The organism is Streptomyces pallidus (ex Mingjun et al. 2026) (assembly GCF_051550185.1).
Lineage (GTDB): Bacteria > Actinomycetota > Actinomycetes > Streptomycetales > Streptomycetaceae > Streptomyces.
Genome location: NZ_CP196181.1, coordinates 6,459,564 through 6,478,637, shown reverse-complemented (window position 1 = coordinate 6,478,637; position 19,074 = coordinate 6,459,564). Strand labels below are relative to the sequence as shown.

The window sequence follows — 19,074 nt, the reverse complement described above, 5'->3', positions numbered from 1 at the left end:
GGCCCGCAGCGGACGGTTTGGATTGCCGCACGATCCTCAATACGATCCGGCGATGATCACAAGAAGATGGGTGGCGGCCGGGGCATGCGGCCTGCTCGCCACGCTCGCGGTCGGGCTGTTCCCGGCGAGCGCGGCGGCCGGCGAACCGGCGGGGAAGGATTCGCCCAAGGTCGAGCTGGTGCTGGACGTCAGCGGCTCGATGCGGGCGACGGACATCGACGGCACGTCCCGCATGGCGGCGGCCAAGCAGGCCTTCAACGAGGTCCTGGACGCCACGCCGGAGGAGGTGCAGCTGGGGATACGGACGCTCGGGGCGACCTATCCGGGCGAGGACCGGCAGCTCGGCTGCAAGGACACCAAGCAGCTCTACCCGGTGGGCAAGCTGAACCGGACCGAGGCCAAGACCGCCGTGGCGACCCTCGCCCCCACGGGCTGGACCCCCATCGGCCCGGCCCTGCTCGGCGCGGCCGAGGACCTCAAGGGCGGCAACGCCACCCGGCGTATCGTGCTGATCACGGACGGCGAGGACACCTGCGCCCCGCTCGACCCGTGCGAGGTGGCGCGTGACATCGCCGCCCAGGGCATCCACCTGGTCATCGACACGCTCGGCCTGGTGCCCGACGCCAAGACCCGCGACCAGCTGGTCTGCATCGCCGAGGCCACCGGCGGGACCTACACCTCGGTGCAGCACACCGCGGAACTCTCCGGCCGCGTCAAGCAGCTCGTGGACCGGGCGGCGGCCCCCGTCGTCACCCCGGTGGCGACGCAGGGCGCCAAGCAGTGCCAGGGCGCCCCGAAGCTGGGCGCGGGCCTGTACACCGACCGCGAGGCCTTCGGCGAGCACCGCTGGTACCAGGTGGACGTCAAGCCCGGCCAGGAGCTGCGCGCCTCGGTGAGCATCGGCGTCGACCGCGCCGTCAACAGCGACTACGGAGTGCTGCTGCGGGCCACGACCGTCCCCGGCCGCGAGATCGTGCGCGGCTCGGAGGCGGGCGACGGCCGCACCGACGTGATCTCGACGGGGCTGCGCTACCCGAAGGCCGCGTCCGACGGGGACGAGGACGAGGGCACGGCCGGGGACGGCAAGCCGGCCGTGGAGACCGTCTGCCTGCAGGTCAGCAACTCCTTCTCGGCGCCCGCCAACGTCAAGACGACGCCGGGCATGCCGGTGGAGCTGACCGTCGACCTGGTCGACGGCCCCGACGACTCCGCCGACGTCGCCTCGTTCGGCCTCGGCCGCGGCTGGTGGCTGCTGGGCGTCCTCGTGCTCGCCGGTCTCCTCGCGGGCCTGGTGTGGGGCTGGCTCTCCCGCTGGCGTGTCTCGGTCTGGAGGACCAACTGATGCGTACCGTACGGATGGTGACCGCCGCGCTGCTGGCCGCCGGCGCCGCCCTGGCCACGGCCGGAGCAGCCGCGGCCGACACCCCCTCGGCGAGTGCGAGCCCGAGCGGGGCCGCGTCCGGCCCGACGGAGGCCGGCACGGCCTTCGGCACGGCCGCGCCGGTCAAGCCGGGCCAGGTCGCCACGGCCGAGGCCTCCACCGGTGACTACCTGTACTGGGTGCTCCCGCTGGACTCCGGGCAGCGGGCCACGGTCCGGGCCACGGTGAAGCTGCCCGACGCGGCGTCCCGCCACGCGGCGTCGACGTGGCGGCTGGACGTGTACGACGGCCTGCGCCGCCGGCAGCCGTGCACGTACGCCGCGCAGGCGGCGTCGGCGGCCAAGGAGGCCGCGACGGTCGAGTTGTCCTGCACGCTGCGCACGGTCCGCCCGGGCGCCGAGCCGTGGGCCAACGACCCGCTGCCGGGCAGCTACTACGTGCGCCTGACCGCGGTGAACCTGGCCCAGGAGGACCTGGGTCGGAAGGTGCGGGCGGAGATGCGGGCCGACGTGAGCGACACCGGGGGTGCGTTCGCCTCGGACGGCGCCGTCGCCGAGCCGCTCGTCCCCGGCATCACGGCCCGTGCCGCGGCCGTCGAGGCCGCGAAGAAGGAGGGGAAGCAGCCGCCGGCCGCCATCGGCGAACCGGACGGGGGCTGGTCGAGCGGCCGCTGGTCCGACCGCTGGATCTGGACCGCGGCCGGCGGTGTGCTCGCCGCCCTGGCGGGCGTCTTCGGCTACTCCCTCACCCGCGGCCGGGGCCGCCCGACGCACGTCCCGCCGGGCGCCTGATCCGCGGCCGGCCGACGGCCCGCCCACCCCGTGCCCCGCCCCGGGCGGCGGCTCTGCGGCACCACGCCGCGGGCCGGCGCCCGGGGCGGACGCCTTCCCGTCACCGCATCAGTGCGGGACCGCGGCCGGGAGGGGGTGGCCGTCGTCGTCGGTGGCGCCGGCCTGGGTGGAGAAGCGGGACAGGAAGACGTCGTAGAGGCCGTCGTCGCGGCGGGTCATCGTGGCGCCGTCCTGCCAGGTGCCGTTCTCCTCCCACCACTCGCTGCCGTACGGGTCGCCCTGGTTCTGGTGCACGTTGTGCATGCCGAGCCCGGAGTCGAAGGGCTCGCCGAAGACGAGGACCTGCCGACCGGGCACCAGGATCGGCTCCAGCGCCGCCGAGGCCTCCAGGTAGCTGCCGGCGGTCCACGGCCGGGCCGGGCTGATCCGTTCCCGGAGCCGCTGGATCCAGGCCGGCGGGCGGGGCAGGAAGAGGAAGCCCGGGTGGTCCGCGAGGGCCGGGTGGCGCAGGTGGTCGACGGCGCCGGACCCGCTGGCGCGGGCGAGGTCGTGGTAGCCGGGCTCCGGCGCGTCCACGGGCTCCAGCACCGAGGGGTGCAGGGTGAGCACCTTCCACTCGACTCCGACCTCGGACTTCTTGCTGTCGACGTCGACGGCGACCCCGTAGCGCCCGGCAGGGGTGTCGACCTCCAGGTGCACGTGGAACCAGCGGCCCTGGTCGTCGGGCCGGTCGCGGAAGTGGCGGTGCAGGGTTCCCGACAGCACGCCGTAGTTCTCGAAGGGCATGCCCGCCAGTGAACCACCCGCCGCCTCCGCGTGCGGTGGGGCGGGGGCGGGTAGTCCCGTCCGGCCCGCCCCGCCCGCCCGGCCCTCTCGCCCGTGCGCGCCCCGCGGTCAGTCCCCGTCGCGGACGGCGACCATGCCGTTGAAGACCCCGACGTACGCGGTGCCGTCGGGCCCGAGGGTGATCGGAGCCCAGTTGTTGTCGTAGAGCGGCCCGGTCCCGGTCAGCCGGCGCCAGCGGCGCTCCCCGGTGCGGAAGTCCACCGCCGTCAGGTACCAGGCGTCGATGCCCCAGGCGTGGGGCTCCTTCTCGTAGAAGTACAGCAGTCCGTTCGCGGTCGAGAGCTTCGGGACCACGGAGGGGGCGCGGACCGGGCTCTGCCACACGGTGTCGCAGCCGCTGCCGTCCGCGCGGACGTCGATCCGGGTGACGCCGCCGACGACGGACCGGCCCAGCAGCACGCTGGTGGGGTTCTCGTAGCCGTAGTTGTTCTCGACGACGATGCTGTTGCCCCAGGTGATCAGGGAGTTGTCGGTGGTGGAGGCGCCCGGTCCGAACACCGGGACCCTGCAGACGAGCCGGCGGTCGGCGGGCACGTCCGCGCCGCGCCGGAAGACGAGGACGTTCATCCGGTCGTCGGCGTTGTCGGTGATCGCGACGTAGCCGTCGCCGAAGAGGTCCGGGGTGGTGCCCGAGCCCTGGTTCACGGAGCCGGGCTTGGTGCCCGTGCCCCGGTCGTACGTCTGGCGCCACTGCACCTCGGGGGTGCCGTCCGGGGCGGCGCGGAAGCCGTACAGGGCGTGGTCGCTGACGATGGACACGCCGTCCTCGGCGACCGAGAAGGAGTTCTGGATCTCCTCGCCGTCGAGCCGGACGTGGCGGACGGTTCCGGTCTGCGGGTCCACCGTGCCGACCGGGCCCTGGCGGGTGACCCACCAGATGCGGCCGTCCCAGTCGGGCATCACCGAGGTGACGGGGTCGCAGGTGCCGCTGGGCCGCAGGTTGGTCCACCCGATGCAGTCGTGCGGGACGACCCCGGTGAGGTCCCAGTCGTCCTCGACGGTGAACTCCCAGCTGCCGCCGGGGGTCCGGGCGTGGGCGAGCCGCAGCACGTGCTGGCGGGAGTCGGCCAGCACGGCCCGGTCCTGGTCGTCGAGGTAGAAGTAGGCGCCGCCGGAGGTGTCCTTGAAGATCTTCGTGAAGTCGAGGGTGGTGATGGCCTCGACGGTCGAGGACCGCTGCGGGAGCCGGTACTCGGCGAGGGTGGCGAGGGTACGCGGCTCCAGCAGTTTGACCCGGAAGCCGGAGAAGGTGCCGCACACCGTCACCAGCCGGCCGCCCGAGTCGAAGGTGGCGGTCGCGCACTCGCCACCGAGGGCGGCGATCCTCTCGCTGGTCACCTGAGGGTTCCTGCCGAGCGGGCCGGACCAGGGGGAGGTGGCGCTGCCGGCCGCGTCGGAGTGCATGCCGCTGGGGCCGTTGGGTGCGAGGTGGGGGTGCTGCGGCGGGGCCTGACCGGGCAGCGGGGCGGCGGCGGCCGGGCCGCCCTCGTAGGGGGCGACCAGCCGGTGGCCGGGGGCCTTGGGTATCTCCTCCGCCTGCGCCGGGGCGGCCCCGTACAGGGCGGTCAGGGCGATCAGGGCCGGGACTGCGGCGCAGTTCAGCGCTCTTCGCATCATCCGGTCTCCCTCCTTTCTCCTCGGGCTCGTTGACAAAGCGTCTGATGTCGCGCCGCCGCCCGACGCTAGAGCGCCGTGCCCGAGGAGTCCATGGAGCTGCCGGATGGTTCACGGGGGTGCAACAGTCGGCCGCGGCACCGCGCCGCGCAGGGGTCAGGGGTCGATGCCGGAGACCACCTGGGCGGTGGCCGCCACCCCCTCGTGGATGGTCTCGGCCATGCCGCTGCCCGCGAGCTGGAAGCCGAGCAGGACGCAGACGAGGGCGTGCGAGAACTTGAGTCCGCCGTTGCGCATGAAGACCCACGCCAGGACGAAGAGCAGGACGGCCACGGAGAGCGAGATCACCATTGATACCTCCTTGTGCGGGCGCCATGGTGGCGTAGGAGGGGGTGCTCCCGGGCGAAACCCGTGTCGGCCGTACGGGTGTTGACCGTCCGTGACGATCGGTCAGTGCTTGACGACCTCGTCCGAGCGCGTCGTGCGGTCGCACCAGCGATCGAGCAGGACGGGGTCGTGGCAGACGGCGAGGAGCCCTGCGCCGGTCTCGGCCCGGTACTCCTCGACGACGCCGACCAGGGCGGCAGGGGTGGAGGCGTCGAGCATGGCGGTCATCTCGTCGCACACCAGCCAGTTCGGGCGCAGCACCAGCGCGCGGGCCAGGCAGGCGCGTTGCAGCTGGCCGTCGCTGACCTCGTGGGGGGGGGCGCCGGTCGAGCAGGTCCGTGCCGAGGCCGACCCGGTCGGCGAGCGCGGCGACCGCGGCGGCGGCCTCGCGGCGCCGGCCGGTGGCGCGCAGCGGTTCGGCGACGAGGTCGCGCAGCCGCAGGCGGGGGTCGGCGGAGAGCCGGGGCTGCTGGAAGACGACGCCGACGGCGGTGCGCAGGCTGCGCGGGCCCGGTGGCGGAAGCCGGTGACGGTCCGGCCGTCGAGGGTGACGGTGGCGAGGTCCGGGCGGTGCAGGAGGGCGGCGACCCGGGGGAGGGTGGACCTGCCGCAGCCGCTGGGCCCGAGGAGGCCGAGGGATTCCCCCGGGTGCGGGGTGAGGTGGGCGCCGCGGACTACGGGGAGGCGGCGGTCGTGGCCGGCGGTGATGTCGCCGAGTTCAAGCATGGTGGCAGGCGGTCCCTCCGGTGAACCGGGGGCGTTCGGTGCGGCCGACGACCGCGGAGTCCGCGCCGCCGGGTCCGGTCGCCGTCCCGGCGGAGGGGTGGGAGCAGGACGGACGCCCGGCGGACCGCCTGCCGCACGGGTCTTGCCCGACCGTCGACCCGCATGCCATATATGTCTAGACCTTTACGAGGACCGCAAGCCCGAAGGACCACGAGGAAGCCGAGCCGAGGAAGGCCCCGTGCGACGCCCCGCCCCCCTGCCCGCCCTCGGCCTGGCCGCCGCCTGCGCCGCCGCCGGGCTCACGGCCTGCTCCTCCGCCGACACCACTCCCCCGGCCGCCCCCGCCGGGATCACCGCCCAGGCCGGCAGCGCCACCTCCGTGCACGTGATGTGGCAGCCGGCCCCCGCGGGCGAGGGGGTCACCAACTACCAGGTCTTCGCGGCCGGCCGGCTGGTGCGCGAACTCCCGGCGGACCGGACCATGGTGGACGTCACCGGCCTGGTCCCGCAGACCGCCTACGTCTTCACGGTCCGGGCCCGCGACGCCGCCGGGAACACCTCCGCCCCCGGCGCCGAGGCCGCGGCCACCACCCCGGCCGCCCGGGCCGAGGACCGTACGCCCCCCACGGCCCCGGCCCGTACCACGGCCCGCGCCGACGGTCCCCGTTCGGCGGTGGTGTCCTGGTCCGCCGCCTCCGACGACACGGGCGTGACGGCGTACGACGTCTACCAGGGCGGCGTCCGGATCCACACCGCCGGCCCGGCCGAGACCTCCACCACCCTCACCGGCCTCCAGCCGGAGACCGCCTACACCTTCACCGTCCGGGCCCGCGACGGCGCGGACAACTCCTCCCCCGACGGCCCGGCGGCCGAGGCCACCACCGCAGCCGCGCCCGGCCGGGGCCCCGGCACCGCGCCGTCGGACCTCACCGTCACCGCCTCCCCCGGCGCCGTCACCCTCGCGTGGGCCGCCCCCGACACGGGCCGCCCGACGACGGAGTACGAACTCCACGTCAACGGAAGGCCCGTCACCGTCATCCAATTCGGTGCCGGAGCCTTGACCGGCGGCCGCGCCGAACACCGGCTCACCGTGACCGAACCTCCCGGCACGGTCTGGGAGCTGAAGCTGCGGGCCCGCATGCCCGACGGCACGTGGGGGGCATTCTCCGCGCAGCGGCGCATCGTGCTGGCCGGCTGAGAACGGAAGCACCCGTACCGGTGACGTGACAGCGATACGGACGGAACGGCGCGTCGGGTAAGGAAGATCACGCACAATACATCCGTGTTCGGAGAGTACTCGTTCAACAACAGTCGGGCGGATTCCGCGGGCGGCGATCCCGATCCGGCGGAGGACCAGGCACCGGGAAGACTGCCGCCGGAACCGGCCGTCTTCATCGGCCGGGAGGACGAACTCGCCGGGCTCCACTGCCTGTTGCACACGCACCGGCTGATCACCCTCACCGGGGTGGGTGGCGTCGGCAAGTCGCGGCTCGCCCTGCGCGCCGTCGCCGCCGCCGAACAGGCCCGGCCCGACGGGGTGTGGTGGGTGGACCTCTCGCCGCTGCGCGACCCCTCCCTGCTCACCATGACCGTCGCCCACGCCGTCGGGCTGGCCGACCATTCGGCGCGCCCGCTCGACGAGGAGCTGTGCGCCTGGATGGCCGACCGGGAGCTCCTCCTCGTCCTCGACACGTGCGAGCACATGGTGGCCGAGTGCCGCCACCTGGTCGGCGAACTCCTGCAGTCCGCGCCGGGCCTGACGGTCCTGGTCACCTCCCGGGAACCCCTCGGCAGCCCCTGCGAGCAGGTCGTGGACCTCTGCCCGCTGCCCTGCGACGGCCCCGACAGCGACGCCCTCGCCCTGTTCCGCGCGGCCGCCCTGGCCGCGGCCCCGGAAGCCGCGGCCGCCCTCGACGGTCCGGCGCGGGCCGCCCTGGCCGCGCAGGTGTGCCGACGCCTCGACGGGATCCCGCTCGCCCTGGAACTGGCCGGGGCTCGGTTGCGGATGTGGACACTGGAACAGACGGCCCGGCGCCTGGGCGTGCGGTTCGACGTCCTGTCGGACGACCGGACGTCCACGCTGATGCCCCGGCACCGCACGATGCGCACCGCGATCGGCTGGAGCCACGAGCTGTGCGAGCCGGTGGAGCGCTTGCTGTGGGCCCGGCTGTCCGTCTTCACCGGCGACTTCGACGTGGCCGCGGCCCGGACGGTGTGTTCGGGCGGCCCGCTGTCGGCGGCCCGCGTGGAGCGGGTGCTGGCCGGGCTGGTGGCCAAGTCCGTGGTCCGGCGGACGCAGGAGCGGGGCGCGGGCGCCCGCTACCGGATGCTGGACACGATCCGCGAGTACGGCCACGACTGGCTGGCCGAACTCGGCGAGGTGCGTACGGTCGCCGACCGGCACGCCCACTGGTACGCGGCGCTCAGCCGGGCCGCGGACCGCGGCTGGATGGGCCCTCGCCAGGTCGACTGGTACCGCAGGATGACCACCGAGCACCCGCAGCTGCGGACGGCGCTGGAGCACCTGCTCGGCACCGACCCGGCGGCCGCGCTGGAGACGGCGGGGGCCCTGTGGTTCTTCTGGTTCTCCTGCGGGCACGTGCACGAGGGCCGCGGATTCCTGGAACGGGCCCTGCGGGCCGCCCCGGCACAGGCCGCCGGGTACGCCCAGGGGCTGTGGGCGCTCGGGCTGACCGCCGTCCTCCAGGGGGACATGGCCACCGCCCGGGAGCTCGGCGAGGAGTGCACCCGGCTCGCGGACCGGCTCGCGGACCCGGAGGCTCGGCTGCGGGCCGCCCACCTGCTCTCGGTGTCCCTGCTGCTGCCGGGGGACCCCGCGCGGGCGCTGGAGCTCGCGGGTCCGCGGGCCCGGGCCCGGATCCGGGGGCGGGAGGACAGCGCCGGCCTGCTGATGTGCCGGCTCGTGACCTGCTACGCCCTGTGCGACCTGCAGCGGTACGAGGAGGCTGCCGAGGAGGCGCGGGGGCTGCGCGAGGCCTGCGCCGACCTGGACGAGCGGTGGCTGCGCGCGTACGCGGACTACGTGCTGGCCGTCGCCGCCCTGGGGCTGGGCCACCACGGGGAGGCGTCGCGGCACGTACGGGCCATGTTGTCGGGGAAGCGGCTGCTCGGCGACCGCATCGGCATCGCGCTGGGCCTGGACCTGCTCGCGGCGGCGGTCGCGGCGCTCGGCGACGGGGAGCTGGCGGCCCGGCTGCTGGGCACGGGGCACGCCTGGTGGCGCACGGTGGGGCAGCCCCAGATGGGCTCACCCTCCCTGACGGCCCTGCGGGCGCAGGGCGAGCGGCAGGCCCGTGCGGCGATCGGCGACGCGGCGTTCGAGAGCGCGTTCCGGGGCGGGGCGGCGGCTCCCACCGGCTGACCGGCAGCCGGTGGGCCGCGGACGTCCTGTGCTGCTGTCGTGGGCTCCCGTCAGTACGGGAGGGTTCTGCCCGACGGTGTGCGCAGATCCAGGTCTCGGGGTGCGGGCTTGGGGACGGGCTTGCGGATCAGCTGTTGGCGCATGCGGCCTCCTCGCTCAGACCAGGACCGGGCGGCGGGGTTCCACCACGCGGCCGTCGGGGAGCAGTTCGCCGGTGTCGTCGAAGACCAACAGGCCGTTGCAGAGCAGGCTCCAACCCTGTTCGGGATGGGAGGCCACACTGCGTGCGGCGTCGTGGTCCGGACTCTCGGCGGACGGGCAGGGGGGCTGGTGGGAGCACATGGCGCACCTCCTCGCTGTGTGGGGCGGGAGGGCCGGTGGTCACCCGGTCGATTCCGCGATCCACGGTGGCCGCGAGTATTACTGATCGCGACCCCCGGACGGAACCCATATCGGCGGTCCAGTTCAGGGTGTGTATGCCCGGCTACCATGCGCTCATGCCCGGTATCCGGATCGTTCACCGTACGTGTCTGCCTGCCGCTGAGGCGTGGCTGCGGCTCACGGCCTGGGAACGGCACGGCGCCCGGGTCCCGCTCACCCGGACGATCATGGAGACTGCGCCGCCCACGCGCGTCGGAACCCGCTTCACGGCCCGGACCGGAGTGGGCAGGATCACGTTCGACGACCCGATGGAGGTCGTGGTCTGGCAACCGCCGTCCGGGACGGGTGCGGGACGGGTCCGGCTGGTCAAGCGCGGACGCGCGGTCCGGGGCTGGGCGGAGATCGTGGTCAGCCCGCTGGCCGGCGGAGGGACCGAGGTCTGCTGGCGGGAGGAGCTGCGGGTGCGGGGACTGGGCCGGGCGTTCGACCCGCTGGTCGCGGCGGCGAGCAGGCTGCTGTTCGGTCGTGTGGTGGAGGGTTTGCTGCGTACCTGACAGTCCGGGCTAGGGTTCCGTGATCACCGACCCGGTGCCGCAGCGAGAGCGAGGAGAACCCCGTGGCCAGTCCACCCCCGCAGCACGGCGCGGGCCCGTACCCCCCGTACGGGCCGCAGCAGGGCTCCCCGTACGGCCCGCCCGCGGGGCCCCCGCAGCAGGGCCCGTACGCCGTTCCGCAGCCGCAGGCGACCCCGTACGGCCCGGGGCATCCCGTGGTCCTCGACTGCCGCATCTGCGGGTCGGTGCCCGCCGCGCCCGGGACCGTGCGCGGACACCAGGGGATGGTCGTCCTGATGCGGTTCCTGCGGACGGAGGGCCCGCTCTGCCGCGACTGCGGGCTCGCCACCTACCGGCGGATGCAGTCCGACACCCTCTGGCAGGGCTGGTGGGGACCGCTGTCGCTGTTCGTCACACCCGTCACGCTGCTGATGAACCTCGGCCCCCGGGCTGCGTACTACCGGCTCGCTCCCCCCACGGGGGCCATCCTGCGGCCGCTCGACCCGGGCCGGCCGCTGTGGCGGCGGCCACCCGCCCTGCTCCTGATCGCCGCGGCGGTACTGCTCTCCTTCGCGCTCCCGACCCTGGTGGTGCTGGGCATCCTGGCCGGGGACGGGGACGACAAGCCGACGCCGCTCATCGTCGGCAGCTGCGTCCGCAACGAAGGAGGGGACATGAGCCACCAGAGGCTGCTGGTCACGGACTGCGGCTCGCCCAATGCCGAGTACCGCGTCAGCAAGCAGCCGACGGAGCAGGACTGGTGCGGTCCCCGGGACTTCCTCGCCATGCCCGAGTACAGCGCCGAGGGCACCAAGCTCCACTGCCTGACGCCCCTGCGCTAGCGGTGCCCGGACGCCGGCGCCCCCGGACTCCGACCGTCCGGGGGCGCTTCGGCTCCGCCCCGCGCTAGCGGATCGGCATTCCGGAGAGGGTGCGGGCGATCACCAGCCGCTGGATCTCGCTCGTCCCCTCGAAGATGGTGTATATGGCCGCGTCGCGGTGCATGCGCTCCACCGGGTACTCACGGGTGAAGCCGTTGCCGCCGAGGATCTGCACGGCCTGGGCGGTGACCTTCTTGGCCACCTCGCTCGCGTACAGCTTGGACATCGAGCCCTCGGCCGAGGTGAACGGCCTGCCCGCGACGGCCATCCAGGAGGCACGCCACACCAGCAGCCGGGCCGCGTCGATCTGGGTGCGCATGTCGGCGAGCTGGAAGGCCACGCCCTGGTTGTCGATGATCGGCCGGCCGAACTGGGTCCGGGTCCGCGCGTAGTCGAGGGCCACCTCGTACGCGGCGCGGGCCGTGCCCACGGCCATCGCGCCGACCGCCGGCCGGGAGGCCTCGAAGGTGGCCATGGCCGCGTTCTTCAGCCGCTCGCCGCCCGCCTTCGCCCTCTCACGGGCCCGGGCGAGGCGTTCGTCCAGCTTCTCCTTGCCGCCGAGCAGGCAGGAGCCGGGGATCCGTACGTCCTCCAGCACCACCTCGGCGGTGTGCGAGGCGCGGATGCCGTGCTTCTTGAACTTCTGCCCCTGGGACAGGCCGGGGGTGTTCGGCGGCACGATGAAGGAGGCGTGGCCCTTGGTGCCCAGCTCCGGGTCGACCACGGCGACGACGATGTGGACGTTGGCGATGCCGCCGTTGGTCGCCCAGGTCTTCGTGCCGTTGAGGACCCACTCGTCCTTCGCCTGGTCGTAGACGGCGCGGGTGCGCATCGCGCCGACGTCGGAGCCCGCGTCCGGCTCGGAGGAGCAGAAGGCGGCGACCTTCACGTCGTCCGGGGTGCCGTACATCTGCGGGATCCAGGTGCCGATCTGCTCCTCGGTGCCGTTGGCGAGGACGCCGATGGCGGCGAGCCCAGTGCCGACGATCGACAGGGCGATACCCGCGTCACCCCAGAACAGCTCCTCCATCGCCATGGGGACGCCGAGGCCGGTCGGGTCGAAGTACTGCTGGGCGTAGAAGTCGAGGGAGTAGATGCCGACCTTGGCCGCCTCCTGGATGACGGGCCACGGGGTCTCCTCACGCTCGTCCCACTCCGCGGCCGCGGGCCGGATCACGTCGGCGGCGAAGCCGTGGATCCAGTCCCGGACCTGCTTCTGGTCGTCGTTGAGCTCCATGGTGAACTCCGCCATGTCCCCTCCAACTGTGCATCCACCAGTGCGTTACTGGCGGTAACCTCGACGGTGGCCACAGTCTGTTACCGGCGAGTAGCGACTGTCAAGCGAGGTCGTCCGCGGCGCGGCCGATTCGGTGGCCGGGGTGTGCGGGGTGTTACGTTGCGTGGGCGTCACGCACCATCGCAAGGGCGGGGAGAGAACACGTCATGGAGACCACGCAGCAGGCCGGGGGGCCGGGAACGGCCGAGCACCGCCGGCGGGAGCTGCTCGAAGCGGCCGACCGGGTCGTCCTCAGGGACGGCCCCAAGGCATCCATGAATGCCATCGCGGCCGAGGCCGGCATCACCAAGCCGATCCTCTACCGCCACTTCGGCGACAAGGCCGGGCTCTACCAGGCCCTGGCCGTACGGCACACCGACGCCCTGCTCGCCTCGCTGAGGGCCGCGCTCGACGCGCCCGCCGAGCGCCGGCACAGGGTCGAGTCCACCCTCGACACCTACCTCGCGGCCATCGAGGCCCGGCCGCAGGTCTACCGGTTCCTCATGCACCCCACCGAGGACTCGCACAGCGCGGAGCACGGCTTCGACGTGGGCCGGCACTCGGCGCCCCTGCTGCGCCGGCTCGGCGAGGAGCTGGCCGAGGTGATCAGCGAGCGCGTGGACCTCGGTCCGGACGGGGACCGGCTGGCCCGCGTCTGGGGGCACGGGATCGTCGGCATGATGCACGCGGCCGGGGACTGGTGGCTCAGCGAACGCCCCTGCGGGCGCGCCGAGTTGGTGTCCGGACTCACCGACCTGCTGTGGGGCCGGCTGTCCACGGCGGGCGACCGGGCCGACGGCCCCGGCTTCTAGTGCTTCGGCCGGCTGCGGCCGGCGGAGCGGTTCAGTCGGCCAGGACGTGCGCGCCCCGCGCACCCCACGGCGTCCGGCGGATCGCACGGCGCAGCCGCCGGGCCCGCAGCCCGGTGACCCGTTCCGCGTAGACCGTGCCGTCGAGGTGGTCGCACTCGTGCTGCAGGCAACGGGCGAAGAACCCGGTGCCGGTGATCCGCACCGGTGCGCCGTCCGAGGTGACGCCCTCGACGACCGCGCGGTCGAAGCGGGCCGTGCCGGCCTCCAGGCCGGGCAGCGACAGGCAGCCCTCCGGACCGAGGAACTCGTCCCCGTCGGCCTCGACCAGGCGCGGGTTGACGATGTGGCCGACGTGCCGGACGTCCTCGTCGTCGGGGCAGTCGTAGACGAAGACCCGCTGCCCCACCCCGACCTGGTTCGCGGCGAGGCCGACGCCCTGGGCGGCGTACATCGTGGCGAACATGTCCTCGATCAGCCGGTCGAGGGCCGGGCCGAACGCGGTGACCTCCTCGCAGGCCGAGTGGAGCACCGGGTCGCCCAGCAGGCTCATGGTGCGGACGGTGCCGGTGGTGCCGGGAATGACGCGCTGTCGCATGGCCGTAAGGGTACGACGGGCGAATATATGAGGAGATCCGCGGCGACCTGGGGCGCCGCGGTCAGGGCCCCGGCCGGTACTGGATAGGCTGGGGCCGGTCGACGCAAGGAGGACAAGGGACGATGGCAGGCAACACAGAGCCGCTTTCGCCGCGGGCCAAACTGGCCGTGACGGCGGGCAAGGCCGCGGCGGCGGTGTCGCGGGCCGCGGGACGTGGCAGCGGATCGGTGATCGGTGGCAAGGTCGCACTCAAACTCGACCCCGACCTCCTCGGAGCGCTCGCGCAGCATCTCGACGTCGTCCTCGTCTCCGCCACCAACGGCAAGACCACGACGACCCGCCTGATCGCGGAGGCCCTGCGGGCCAGCGGCCCGGTGGTCTCGAACGCCCTCGGCGCGAACATGCCGGCGGGCATCACCTCCGCCCTGGCGGGCGGATCGGACGCCAAGTACGGCGTAATCGAGGTCGACGAGAAGTACCTGGCCGGAGTGGCCCGGGACGTCACCCCGAAGGTGATCGCCCTGCTGAACCTCTCCCGCGACCAGCTGGACCGCGCCGCCGAGACCCGCATGCTCGCGGAGAAGTGGCGCGAGGGCCTCACGGGCTCCAAGGCGGTCGTCGTCGCGAACTGCGACGACCCGCTGATCGTGTGGGCGGCCTCGTCCTCGCAGAACGTGGTGTGGGTCGCCGCCGGCCAGGAGTGGAAGGACGACGCCTGGTCGTGCCCCTCCTGCGGCGGTGTGATGCAGCGCCCGGGCGACGACTGGTTCTGCGGTGAGTGCGGCTTCCGCCGCCCCACCCCGACGTGGGTGCTCTCCGGCGACCACGTGCTGGACCCGCACGGCTCGGCCTGGCCGATCCACCTCCAGCTGCCGGGCCGCGCCAACAAGGCGAACGCGGCCACCTCGGCCGCCGTGGCCGCCGTCTTCGGCGTGCCGCCGCAGGTCGCGCTGGAGCGGATGTACCAGGTGCAGGCCGTCGCCGGCCGCTACGACGTGGTCAGCTTCCAGGGCCGTGAGCTGCGGCTGCTGCTCGCGAAGAACCCGGCGGGCTGGCTCGAAACGTTTTCGCTGATCGACCAGCCCCCGGCCCCGGTGATCCTTTCGGTGAACGCGCGCGGCGCCGACGGCACCGACACCTCGTGGCTGTGGGACGTGGACTACCCGCGCCTCGCCGGCCACCCGATCTTCGTGATCGGCGACCGCAGGCTGGACCTCGCGGTCCGCCTGGAGGTCGCGGGCCTGGACTTCCGGGTCTGCGACACCCTCGACGAGGCCGTGCAGCTGGCGCCGCCCGGGCAGATCGAGCTGATCGCCAACTACACCGCCTTCCAGGACGTCCGCCGCCGGGTCGGCAACTAGCACCGGGATCGGAACCCAGAGGACATGAGCATGAGCGACAACAGCCTGCGTCTGGTGTGGGTCTACCCCGACCTGCTCAGCACGTACGGAGACCAGGGCAACGTTCTCGTCGTGGAGCGCCGGGCCCGCCAGCGCGGCCTGGACGTGCAGCGCGTGGACGTGCGCAGCGACCAGCCCATCCCGACGTCCGGGGACATCTACCTGATCGGCGGCGGCGAGGACCGCCCGCAGCGCCTGGCCGCGGAGCGCCTGGTGCGCGACGGCGGTCTGGAGCGGGCCGTCTCGAACGGGGCGATCGTCTTCTCCGTCTGCGCCGGGTACCAGATCCTGGGCAACGAGTTCGTCAACGACATGGGCGAGCGCCAGCAGGGCCTCGGCCTGCTGGACGTCGTCACCGTGCGCGGCGAGGGCGAGCGGTGCGTCGGCGACGTGCTCGCCGACATCGACCCGCGGCTGGGCCTGCCCCAGCTGACCGGGTTCGAGAACCACCAGGGCGTCACGCACCTCGGCCCGACGGCCAAGCCGTTCGCCCGCACCCGGCTGGGCCGCGGCAACGGCACCGGGGACGGCACCGAGGGCGCGTACAACGACACCGTGTTCGGCACGTACATGCACGGCCCCGTCATGGCCCGCAACCCGCTGATCGCGGACCTGCTGCTGAAGCTGGCCCTCGACGTCAACGCGCTGCCGCCGGTCGACGACCGGTGGTACGACGCGCTGCGCGCGGAGCGGATCGCGTCGGCCACCCAGCCCGCGTAGCCCCTGCGGCGCCCGCGCCACCTGCGCGCAAGGCTGCGTTCGGCCCGGATTCCCCTCGGGGGGTCCGGGCCGACGTGCGTTTGTACGAGGAACATGACCAGCATGTGGAGGCTGGTTCAACGGGGTGCCGATCCGCTAGTAGGGTGACGGGTAGTTCCAACCGGACGACGTGGTCCGGTCGTCGGCCCACGTTGCAAAGGTTTCTTGCCATGCGCATTGGCGTGCTCACCTCCGGCGGCGACTGCCCCGGCCTCAATGCCGTCATCCGTTCCGTCGTGCACCGCGCCGTCGTCGACCACGGTGACGAGGTGATCGGCTTCCACGACGGCTGGAAGGGCCTGCTGGAGGGCGACTACCGCAAGCTCGACCTCGACTCGGTCGCGGGCATCCTGGCCCGTGGCGGCACCGTCCTCGGCTCCTCCCGAGTCCAGCCCGCCCACCTGCGCGACGGCGTGGAGCGGGCCCGCGGCCACGTGGCCGACCTCGGCCTCGACGCGATCATCCCGATCGGCGGCGAGGGCACCCTGAAGGCGGCGAACCTGCTGTCGCAGGCCGGGCTGCCGATCGTCGGCGTCCCGAAGACCATCGACAACGACATCGCCTCCACCGACGTCACCTTCGGCTTCGACACGGCCGTCGGTGTCGCCACCGAGGCCCTGGACCGCCTGAAGACCACCGCCGAGTCCCACCAGCGCGTGATGGTCGTGGAGGTCATGGGCCGCCACACCGGCTGGATCGCCCTGCACTCGGGCATGGCGGCCGGCGCCCACGCGATCGTCGTGCCGGAGCGCCCCTTCGACATCGAGGAGCTGACCGGGATCGTCGGCGAGCGGTTCTCCGCCGGCAAGCGGTTCGCGATCGTCGTGGTCGCCGAGGGCGCCAAGCCGCGCCCCGGCAGCATGGAGTTCACCGAGGGCGGCACGGACCAGTACGGCCACGAGCGCTTCGCCGGCATCGGCAACCTGCTCGCGGTCGAGCTGGAGCGGCGCCTGGGCAAGGAGGCCCGTCCGGTCATCCTGGGCCACGTGCAGCGCGGCGGCACCCCGACCGCGTACGACCGGGTCCTCGCCACCCGCTTCGGCTGGCACGCGGTGGAGGCCGCGCACCGCGGCGAGTTCGGGATGCTGACCGCGCTGCGCGGCACCGACATCGTGATGGTGCCGCTCGCCGAGGCCACTGCCGCCCTCAAGACCGTGCCCGCGCAGCGGTACGACGAGGCGCAGACCGTTCTGTGACCTTTTCCCCTCTTGTGGAACCGCCCCCGGACGCAGCCGCGTCCGGGGGCGGCACTACTGTGGTGGGGCACCACAGGTCAAGAGGAGTGGACAGATGGATCACAGCGGTCACGGCATGGACATGCACGACATGGACCTGCCGCCGTTCACCCTCGGGCGCGGTCTGGAGTTCTCCTTCGACGCGTTCTTCCTGATCGGCTCGCTGGTCGGGCTCGGCCTGTACCTGTGGGGCGTGGTGCGACTGCGGCAGCGGGGGGACGCCTGGCCGACGGGCCGGATCGTGGCCTTCACCACCGGTGTGCTCAGCGTGGCCCTGGTGATGTGCACCAAGCTGAACGACTACGGCATGGTCATGTTCAGCGTGCACATGATCCAGCACATGGTGATCAGCATGCTCTCCCCCATCCTGCTGCTGCTGGGCGCTCCGGTGACGCTCGCGCTGCGCGCGCTGCCGCCCGCCGGGCGCGGCCGCAAGGGGCCCCGTGAGCTGCTGCTGATGCTGCTGCACAGCCGCTACATGCGGGTGGTCACCCACCCGGCGTTCACCATTCCCATGTTCATCGCCAGCCTCTACGCCCTGTACTTCACCCCGCTCTTCGACTTCCTCATGGAGAGCAAGCCCGGGCACATCGGGATGATGGTGCACTTCCTCGCCGTCGGCCTGGTCTTCTTCTGGCCGATCATGGGCGTGGACCCGGGCCCGCACCGGCCCGGCTACGTGATGCGGATGCTGGAGCTCTTCGCCGGAATGCCGTTCCACGCGTTCTTCGGCATCGCGCTGATGATGGCGAGCGAGCCGATGATCGGGACCTACCGGAACCCGCCGGCCTCCCTGGGCATCGACCCGCTGCTCGACCAGCAGTGGGGCGGCGGCATCGCGTGGGCCTTCAGCGAGATCCCCTCGGTGCTGGTGCTGATCGCCCTGATGTACCAGTGGTACCACTCCGAGCAGCGGGCGGCGAAGCGCGCCGACCGGGCCGCGGACCGCAACGGCGACCAGGAGCTGGAGGCGTACAACGCCTATCTCGCCTCGTTGCGCGCGCGTGGCCAGTAGCGCCCGACCCGCTTTCGGGGCCACCATGGGGCATGACCGGTTCCGTTAAGGCGATGGCCGTCATGACCTTCGTCGCCCTGGTGGCCGTCGCGACGTACTCCGTGGCCCTCGGCAGCAACGGCTGGCTGTGGTTCGGCTGGGTCGTGCTGGGCGTGCTCACGGCCGGAATGGCCGCCGCCGGCAACAACTGACCGGCGTGGCGGAGCCTCCCGTGACGTCCGTGGCCCGCGGGGCGTGGGCGGCGGGCGCGGCGTGCGCGACCCCTCCGGTCCGGGTACCGCTGTCCGTACGATGGCGGTGACAGCCGGACGGCGACGGGAGCGGCCTGGTGTTCTACCACTTGCTCAAGTACGTGTTCCTCGGCCCGCTGCTGCGGCTGCTGTTCCGGCCGCGGATCGAGGGGTTGGAGAACGTCCCTGCCGAGGGGGCCGCGATCGTCGCCGGCAACCACCTGTCCTTCTCGGACCACTTCCTGATGCCCGCGATCCTGAAACGGCGGATCACCTTCCTCGCCAAGGCGGAGTACTTCACCGGGCCGGGGCTGAAGGGCCGGTTGACCGCGTTCTTCTTCCGCAGCGCCGGGCAGATCCCGGTGGACCGGTCGGGCCGGGACGCCGGGCAGGCCGCGCTCCGCGAGGGGCTGGGGGTGCTGGGCCGGGGCGAGCTGCTGGGCATCTACCCGGAGGGCACCCGCTCGCACGACGGGCGGCTGTACAAGGGCAAGGTGGGGGTGGCGGCGATGGCGCTGGGCGCCGGGGTGCCGGTGGTCCCGTGCGCGATGCTGGGCACTTTCGAGATCCAGCCGCCCGGGAGGAGGATCCCGAAGATCCGGCGGGTCACGATCCGCTTCGGTCGGCCGATGGACTTCTCGCGGTACGCCGGGCTGGAGGGCGAGCGGGCGGTGCTGCGGGCGGTCACCGACGAGATCATGTACGCCATCCTCGACCTGTCCGGCCAGGAGTACGTCGACCGGTACGCCGGCGAGGTCAAGGCCGAGGAGGAGGAAGCACGGAAGAAGGCCCGGCGCAGGACGCGCTGA

General features: G+C 73.2%; 19 protein-coding genes and 1 pseudogene. 13 read left to right on the top strand and 7 right to left on the bottom strand.

Going from position 1 to position 19,074, the window contains the following annotated elements; genetic code table 11:
- Positions 1-52 precede the first annotated feature (52 nt).
- Together ACSHWO_RS28860 and ACSHWO_RS28855 are read left to right on the top strand one after the other, a co-directional pair.
- Entirely contained in the window at positions 53-1,342 is a 1,290-nt protein-coding gene (locus ACSHWO_RS28860) for a VWA domain-containing protein (RefSeq protein ID WP_438316279.1), read from the top strand.
- The gene (locus ACSHWO_RS28855; protein ID WP_438316276.1) at positions 1,342-2,172 is read left to right on the top strand and encodes a hypothetical protein; all 831 of its coding nucleotides are present in this window, start codon (positions 1,342-1,344) and stop codon (positions 2,170-2,172) included. Before ACSHWO_RS28860 ends, ACSHWO_RS28855 begins: the two co-directional genes overlap by 1 nt.
- Before the next feature lie 108 nt (positions 2,173-2,280).
- Here the strand turns inward: ACSHWO_RS28855 and ACSHWO_RS28850 are convergent, their stop codons facing one another.
- The 4 genes and pseudogenes from ACSHWO_RS28850 to ACSHWO_RS28835 form a co-directional block, all read right to left on the bottom strand.
- Complete coding sequence (locus ACSHWO_RS28850) at positions 2,281-2,958, bottom strand: DUF2278 family protein (protein ID WP_438316273.1); 678 nt, start codon at positions 2,956-2,958, stop codon at positions 2,281-2,283.
- A gap of 108 nt (positions 2,959-3,066) precedes the next feature.
- Positions 3,067-4,635, bottom strand: coding sequence for a hypothetical protein (locus ACSHWO_RS28845; RefSeq protein ID WP_438316270.1), 1,569 nt, complete (start codon positions 4,633-4,635; stop codon positions 3,067-3,069).
- Positions 4,636-4,788: 153 nt separating this feature from the next.
- The gene (locus tag ACSHWO_RS28840) at positions 4,789-4,983 is read right to left on the bottom strand and encodes a hypothetical protein (protein ID WP_361101500.1); all 195 of its coding nucleotides are present in this window, start codon (positions 4,981-4,983) and stop codon (positions 4,789-4,791) included.
- A 99-nt stretch (positions 4,984-5,082) separates the two neighbouring features.
- Positions 5,083-5,745, bottom strand: a pseudogene (locus ACSHWO_RS28835) (ABC transporter ATP-binding protein).
- A 238-nt stretch (positions 5,746-5,983) separates the two neighbouring features.
- Between ACSHWO_RS28835 and ACSHWO_RS28830 the strand changes: the two are divergent.
- Both ACSHWO_RS28830 and ACSHWO_RS28825 read left to right on the top strand, forming a co-directional pair.
- Complete coding sequence (locus ACSHWO_RS28830) at positions 5,984-6,943, top strand: fibronectin type III domain-containing protein (RefSeq protein WP_385845434.1); 960 nt, start codon at positions 5,984-5,986, stop codon at positions 6,941-6,943.
- Between the two features lie 84 nt (positions 6,944-7,027).
- Positions 7,028-9,127: an ATP-binding protein gene (locus ACSHWO_RS28825; RefSeq protein ID WP_438316266.1), complete on the top strand. Its 2,100-nt coding sequence runs from the start codon at positions 7,028-7,030 to the stop codon at positions 9,125-9,127.
- 156 nt (positions 9,128-9,283) lie between these two features.
- On the opposite strand, the gene ACSHWO_RS28820 is transcribed toward ACSHWO_RS28825, so the two are convergent.
- Positions 9,284-9,469 carry a DUF5999 family protein gene (locus ACSHWO_RS28820; protein WP_361101491.1) on the bottom strand — a complete coding sequence of 62 codons (186 nt, stop codon included), beginning with the start codon at positions 9,467-9,469 and terminating at the stop codon, positions 9,284-9,286.
- Between the two features lie 155 nt (positions 9,470-9,624).
- On the opposite strand from ACSHWO_RS28820, the gene ACSHWO_RS28815 reads away from it, so the two are divergent.
- Together ACSHWO_RS28815 and ACSHWO_RS28810 are read left to right on the top strand one after the other, a co-directional pair.
- Positions 9,625-10,062, top strand: coding sequence for an SRPBCC family protein (locus ACSHWO_RS28815; protein WP_361101488.1), 438 nt, complete (start codon positions 9,625-9,627; stop codon positions 10,060-10,062).
- Positions 10,063-10,124: 62 nt separating this feature from the next.
- Positions 10,125-10,904 carry an LppU/SCO3897 family protein gene (locus ACSHWO_RS28810; protein WP_438316262.1) on the top strand — a complete coding sequence of 260 codons (780 nt, stop codon included), beginning with the start codon at positions 10,125-10,127 and terminating at the stop codon, positions 10,902-10,904.
- Between the two features lie 64 nt (positions 10,905-10,968).
- On the opposite strand, the gene ACSHWO_RS28805 is transcribed toward ACSHWO_RS28810, so the two are convergent.
- Positions 10,969-12,195 (bottom strand): acyl-CoA dehydrogenase family protein, encoded by a 1,227-nt coding sequence (locus ACSHWO_RS28805; RefSeq protein ID WP_385845425.1) that lies wholly within the window; start codon positions 12,193-12,195, stop codon positions 10,969-10,971.
- Between the two features lie 191 nt (positions 12,196-12,386).
- Between ACSHWO_RS28805 and ACSHWO_RS28800 the strand changes: the two genes are divergently transcribed.
- On the top strand, positions 12,387-13,031 hold the full coding sequence (locus tag ACSHWO_RS28800) for a TetR family transcriptional regulator (RefSeq protein ID WP_361097584.1): 645 nt from the start codon (positions 12,387-12,389) through the stop codon (positions 13,029-13,031).
- Between the two features lie 31 nt (positions 13,032-13,062).
- Here the strand turns inward: ACSHWO_RS28800 and def are convergent, their stop codons facing one another.
- Complete coding sequence (def, locus tag ACSHWO_RS28795; protein WP_361097587.1) at positions 13,063-13,626, bottom strand: peptide deformylase; 564 nt, start codon at positions 13,624-13,626, stop codon at positions 13,063-13,065.
- 122 nt (positions 13,627-13,748) lie between these two features.
- Between def and ACSHWO_RS28790 the strand changes: the two genes are divergently transcribed.
- The 6 genes from ACSHWO_RS28790 (at position 13,749) to ACSHWO_RS28765 (ending at position 19,074) form a co-directional block, all read left to right on the top strand.
- The gene (locus tag ACSHWO_RS28790; protein ID WP_361097590.1) at positions 13,749-14,987 is read left to right on the top strand and encodes a Mur ligase family protein; all 1,239 of its coding nucleotides are present in this window, start codon (positions 13,749-13,751) and stop codon (positions 14,985-14,987) included.
- A gap of 30 nt (positions 14,988-15,017) precedes the next feature.
- On the top strand, positions 15,018-15,746 hold the full coding sequence (locus ACSHWO_RS28785; protein ID WP_361097593.1) for a type 1 glutamine amidotransferase: 729 nt from the start codon (positions 15,018-15,020) through the stop codon (positions 15,744-15,746).
- 209 nt (positions 15,747-15,955) lie between these two features.
- Positions 15,956-16,981: a 6-phosphofructokinase gene (locus ACSHWO_RS28780; RefSeq protein ID WP_361097596.1), complete on the top strand. Its 1,026-nt coding sequence runs from the start codon at positions 15,956-15,958 to the stop codon at positions 16,979-16,981.
- A gap of 94 nt (positions 16,982-17,075) precedes the next feature.
- A complete protein-coding gene (locus ACSHWO_RS28775; protein ID WP_361097599.1) occupies positions 17,076-18,035 on the top strand; it encodes a cytochrome c oxidase assembly protein in 960 nt (319 codons plus the stop codon).
- Positions 18,036-18,067: 32 nt separating this feature from the next.
- Positions 18,068-18,226, top strand: a complete 159-nt coding sequence (locus tag ACSHWO_RS28770) for a hypothetical protein (protein WP_361097602.1) — start codon at positions 18,068-18,070, stop codon at positions 18,224-18,226.
- 137 nt (positions 18,227-18,363) lie between these two features.
- Positions 18,364-19,074 (top strand): lysophospholipid acyltransferase family protein, encoded by a 711-nt coding sequence (locus ACSHWO_RS28765; protein ID WP_385845411.1) that lies wholly within the window; start codon positions 18,364-18,366, stop codon positions 19,072-19,074.

What these genes read in the sequence shown, in the direction of transcription:
- ACSHWO_RS28770 (WP_361097602.1), top strand. Translation starts at nt 18,068, where the DNA reads ATGACCGGTTCCGTTAAGGCGATGGCCGTCATGACCTTCGTCGCCCTG.
- ACSHWO_RS28855 (WP_438316276.1), top strand. Translation starts at nt 1,342, where the DNA reads ATGCGTACCGTACGGATGGTGACCGCCGCGCTGCTGGCCGCCGGCGCC.
- ACSHWO_RS28780 (WP_361097596.1), top strand. Translation starts at nt 15,956, where the DNA reads ATGCGCATTGGCGTGCTCACCTCCGGCGGCGACTGCCCCGGCCTCAAT.
- ACSHWO_RS28785 (WP_361097593.1), top strand. Translation starts at nt 15,018, where the DNA reads ATGAGCGACAACAGCCTGCGTCTGGTGTGGGTCTACCCCGACCTGCTC.
- ACSHWO_RS28800 (WP_361097584.1), top strand. Translation starts at nt 12,387, where the DNA reads ATGGAGACCACGCAGCAGGCCGGGGGGCCGGGAACGGCCGAGCACCGC.
- ACSHWO_RS28805 (WP_385845425.1), bottom strand. Translation starts at nt 12,195, where the DNA reads ATGGCGGAGTTCACCATGGAGCTCAACGACGACCAGAAGCAGGTCCGG.
- ACSHWO_RS28775 (WP_361097599.1), top strand. Translation starts at nt 17,076, where the DNA reads ATGGATCACAGCGGTCACGGCATGGACATGCACGACATGGACCTGCCG.
- ACSHWO_RS28820 (WP_361101491.1), bottom strand. Translation starts at nt 9,469, where the DNA reads ATGTGCTCCCACCAGCCCCCCTGCCCGTCCGCCGAGAGTCCGGACCAC.
- ACSHWO_RS28840 (WP_361101500.1), bottom strand. Translation starts at nt 4,983, where the DNA reads ATGGTGATCTCGCTCTCCGTGGCCGTCCTGCTCTTCGTCCTGGCGTGG.
- ACSHWO_RS28815 (WP_361101488.1), top strand. Translation starts at nt 9,625, where the DNA reads ATGCCCGGTATCCGGATCGTTCACCGTACGTGTCTGCCTGCCGCTGAG.
- ACSHWO_RS28850 (WP_438316273.1), bottom strand. Translation starts at nt 2,958, where the DNA reads ATGCCCTTCGAGAACTACGGCGTGCTGTCGGGAACCCTGCACCGCCAC.
- ACSHWO_RS28790 (WP_361097590.1), top strand. Translation starts at nt 13,749, where the DNA reads ATGGCAGGCAACACAGAGCCGCTTTCGCCGCGGGCCAAACTGGCCGTG.
- ACSHWO_RS28845 (WP_438316270.1), bottom strand. Translation starts at nt 4,635, where the DNA reads ATGATGCGAAGAGCGCTGAACTGCGCCGCAGTCCCGGCCCTGATCGCC.
- def (WP_361097587.1), bottom strand. Translation starts at nt 13,626, where the DNA reads ATGCGACAGCGCGTCATTCCCGGCACCACCGGCACCGTCCGCACCATG.
- ACSHWO_RS28860 (WP_438316279.1), top strand. Translation starts at nt 53, where the DNA reads ATGATCACAAGAAGATGGGTGGCGGCCGGGGCATGCGGCCTGCTCGCC.